We start from the raw sequence: 3372 nt of genomic DNA on the forward strand, positions 1-3372 counted from the left end.
CCCCCGAACCATCCGGTTCGGGGGCATCGCGCGTCTCTGGGATCGGTCAGTCGATGATCCGGGTGCGGACGCGGCCGATGGAACGGCGCGCGACATCGGTGTCCTCGTGGTTGTAGGAGTGGCCCGTCCTGTCGTGGCCGGGGTTGTCGGTCACGATATTTTGAGTGGACAGTGATGCATACGCATGTCTGCATGCAACTATAGATCTTTGCCGACATATCGGCGACATAGAAGTGAAACCTGTTCTATCGTGGTGGAGTGGATGTCACATACGAGAACACCCGACGCGAAATCGCCACGGACAAAGGCGTTCTGCGCTACCACGAAGCCGGAGACGGCCCTCCCCTACTGCTGCTCCACGGATCCGGGATCGGCGTCAACGGGTGGCGGAACTTCCGCAACAACCTGGGCTTCTACGCCGATCACTTCCATTGCTACGTCCTGGAATTCCCCGGATTCGGCGTCAGCGACCCGGTTCCCGGACACCCCGTGCTCACCGCCGTCGACGCCGTCATCCGCTTCATGGACGCCGTGGGCCTCGACTCCGCAGCTATGATCGGCAACTCCATGGGCGGCGTCGTCGCTTTCAATGTCGCCATGGCACACCCGCAACGGGTCGAGAAGATCATCGCCATCGGCGGCGTCGGGCAGAGCCTGCTCGCCATGACCCCCAGCGAAGGCACCCGGCTGCTGTCCGAATTCGCCGACGCACCCTCGCGCGAAGGCCTCATGCGGTGGCTGCGCTGCATGATCTACGACCCCAAGATGATCACCGACGACCTCGTCGAGGAACGCTGGGCCGCCGCCACCGATCCCGCGGCGCAAGCCAGCCTCAAAGCCATGTACGGGTCGGAAGCGCTTGCGCTGCAACAGCAATTCCTGGAGAACTCCCCCACCCCGCCCTACTGGTCCATGCTGCACAAGATCAAGAGCCCGGTCCTCATGACCTGGGGCGGCGACGACCGCCAATGCCCCACCGACATGGCCCTCATCCCCCTACGGCAGATCCCCAACGCCGAACTGCACGTCTTCCCCAAGTGCGGGCACTGGGTGATGTACGAGGCCAAGGAAGCCTTCGAACGCGTCACCCTCGAATTCCTGCATCGCTGAACAGGACCACCGGGTGGGCCGCTATCAGCCCACCCGGATCTCGATCAGCGGCTGCCGAACACCGTGGCGTGACACGAGGTGAGCAGCGCCGCCAGCTCGTCCCCCTGCTTGTCGTCCAGCACCGCGAACGCGGGCGCGATCAGATCCTCGGTGATCTGCTCGGCCTGCATCCAACGGCCCTTCAACTCCGCGGTGATCTCGTCGAACGGCTCCGGCCAGCCGAAATTGCGCGCCTGATCCGGACCCGGCTTCAACGGCGAGCCCGCGATCAGCACCGCCTGCAACGGGGTCAGACCGCTGCCCAGCACGCCGATCAGATGCAAGCCGCCGCGCAGCTCCCGCAGAATGTGGACCAGCTGCAGCACCAGGCCCGGCGCGTCCTCCGCCAACGGCAGCGCCCGCCACCCGGCGAACAACGGCACACCCACCGGATTCGCCGCGGCCACCACCGGTAGCAGTAGCTCCGCCAACCGGCCCGAATCATCGAAGTCGGCCAGCTTGCGGCGGCCGAAGTCCTGGCAAGCCTTCAGATAGCCCGCCGCGCCCGCCTCCGCCGACACCCCCGCGGTCGACTCCCACGCCTGCCGGATGGCATCAGGACGGAAGAACCCGAACGCCGCGGTCACCACGTCCGCGTCCACATCACCCAGCACACCGCCGCGGCCACGCGTATAGCCCGGCAGGAAGCCGGGGACACCGGTGCTCTCGGCGAAGGATCGGGCCTCCCGGGAGAACATGAATCCCCCGCCGATCTGCTGAATCTGATCCTTCACCGCGGACGCTACCGACATGTCCGATCCTCTCTGAACGGAAAGCACAATCGATTCGAGACTATTGGAGGCCCGCCACCTCATGCACCCGGGTCACCCGAAAGCGATCCGGAACACACCCCGAAAACCAAACCGGCTGCCCTGAAAAGGGATTCGAACCCGTACGTTAACCTTCAAGTGGTGCTAGGACATTCACATGCGACCAGCGGCGCGCTCGCCTGGTCGGCGGCTGCCGCGGCGCTGCCGCTCACCGTCTTGACCTATCCCGCAGTGCAATCCGGGGCCATCGGCTCCGTCGATCTGGTGATGGGCACCTTCCTCACCGCGGGCGCGGCGCTGCTCCCCGACGCCGACCACCCCTCGGGAACCATTTCCCATGTGCTCGGGCCGGTCTCGCACTACGCGTGCAAGTTCATCTCGTGGATCTCCGGCGGGCACCGCCACGGCACCCACTCCTTCGCCTTCGTCGCCGCCGTCACCTACGGCACCTGGGCCGGGGAACACCTGCTCGGCCGCAACTTCACCCTCGCCCTCGTGTTCTTCCTGCTCGCCCTCGCGGTCAAGGCACTGGGTCTGGCCCCCAGCGGCGACGGCCTCAAATCCTGGGGCACCGTCGTCATCCTCGCCGTCTGCGGCACCTTCGCCATCGACCACTGGATCAGCGACAAACCGCTCTGGCTGCCGTTCTCCGTCGGCCTCGGGGCTCTCGCCCATCTGATCGGCGACTGCCTCACCGACCGTGGCTGCCGGCTGCTGTGGCCGCTCAAACTCCGCACCCGCGTCCCGATCATCGACCGCACCGGCAACAAGATCGAAACCATGGTGCTGGTACCGCTGTTCGCCCTCGCCACCCTCGCCCTGCTCTGGTACACGATCACCCACCAGCCCTGACCCCGGCTCGTATGATCACGAAGACCACCGCAGCGGCCAAAACGGAGTCGAGCATGAGCGATCGCGAAGAACTGAGCTGGGAACTGTTCGGAAACGCCGGCCGGGAACTGGCCCAGCTCATCGCCGACGACGGCTTCGAACCCGACCTCATCCTCTCCATCGCCCGCGGCGGGCTCTTCGTCGCCGGCGCCCTCGGCTACGCCCTCGACGTCAAGAACCTCCACGTCATGAACGTCGAGTTCTACACCGGCGTCGACCAGCGCCTGGACCTGCCGGTCATGCTGCCGCCCGTACCCAGCGCCGTCGACCTCACCGGCGCCACCGTGCTGGTCGCCGACGACGTCGCCGACACCGGCAAGACGCTGAAACTGGTCCGCGACTTCTGCTCCGACCACGTCGCCGAGGTCCGCTGCGCGGTCATCTACCAGAAGCCACATTCCGAAGTGGACTGCGAATACGTGTGGAAACGCACCGACAAATGGATCAATTTCCCCTGGTCGGTGCAGCCGCCGGTGGTGGAACGCAAACACCGCGTCCTGGACGCCTGAGCCAAACCCTGTACGCGGCAAAGACAACGGCCCGGAACCACCAGGTTCCGGGC

At 65.8% G+C, this 3372-nt stretch carries 4 protein-coding genes; 3 read left to right on the forward strand and 1 reads right to left on the reverse strand.

Features of this window, described 5'->3' with window-relative positions:
• Positions 1-258 precede the first annotated feature (258 nt).
• Positions 259-1110 carry an alpha/beta fold hydrolase gene (locus ACFV4K_RS35150; RefSeq protein ID WP_379280613.1) on the forward strand — a complete coding sequence of 284 codons (852 nt, stop codon included), beginning with the start codon at positions 259-261 and terminating at the stop codon, positions 1108-1110.
• Between the two features lie 44 nt (positions 1111-1154).
• Here ACFV4K_RS35150 and ACFV4K_RS35155 read toward each other — a convergent pair whose 3' ends face one another.
• Positions 1155-1901, reverse strand: coding sequence for a hypothetical protein (locus ACFV4K_RS35155; protein ID WP_379280614.1), 747 nt, complete (start codon positions 1899-1901; stop codon positions 1155-1157).
• Positions 1902-2060: 159 nt separating this feature from the next.
• On the opposite strand from ACFV4K_RS35155, the gene ACFV4K_RS35160 reads away from it, so the two are divergent.
• On the forward strand, positions 2061-2771 hold the full coding sequence (locus ACFV4K_RS35160; protein ID WP_379280615.1) for a metal-dependent hydrolase: 711 nt from the start codon (positions 2061-2063) through the stop codon (positions 2769-2771).
• Positions 2772-2824: 53 nt separating this feature from the next.
• The gene (locus tag ACFV4K_RS35165; protein WP_379280616.1) at positions 2825-3319 is read left to right on the forward strand and encodes a phosphoribosyltransferase; all 495 of its coding nucleotides are present in this window, start codon (positions 2825-2827) and stop codon (positions 3317-3319) included.
• The last annotated feature ends 53 nt before the right edge of the window (positions 3320-3372 follow it).

The sequence above is a fragment of the Nocardia sp. NPDC059764 genome, assembly GCF_042732555.1.
In the GTDB taxonomy this organism is placed as follows: domain Bacteria; phylum Actinomycetota; class Actinomycetes; order Mycobacteriales; family Mycobacteriaceae; genus Nocardia.

What these genes read in the sequence shown, in the direction of transcription:
- ACFV4K_RS35165 (WP_379280616.1), top strand. Translation starts at nt 2,825, where the DNA reads ATGAGCGATCGCGAAGAACTGAGCTGGGAACTGTTCGGAAACGCCGGC.
- ACFV4K_RS35155 (WP_379280614.1), bottom strand. Translation starts at nt 1,901, where the DNA reads ATGTCGGTAGCGTCCGCGGTGAAGGATCAGATTCAGCAGATCGGCGGG.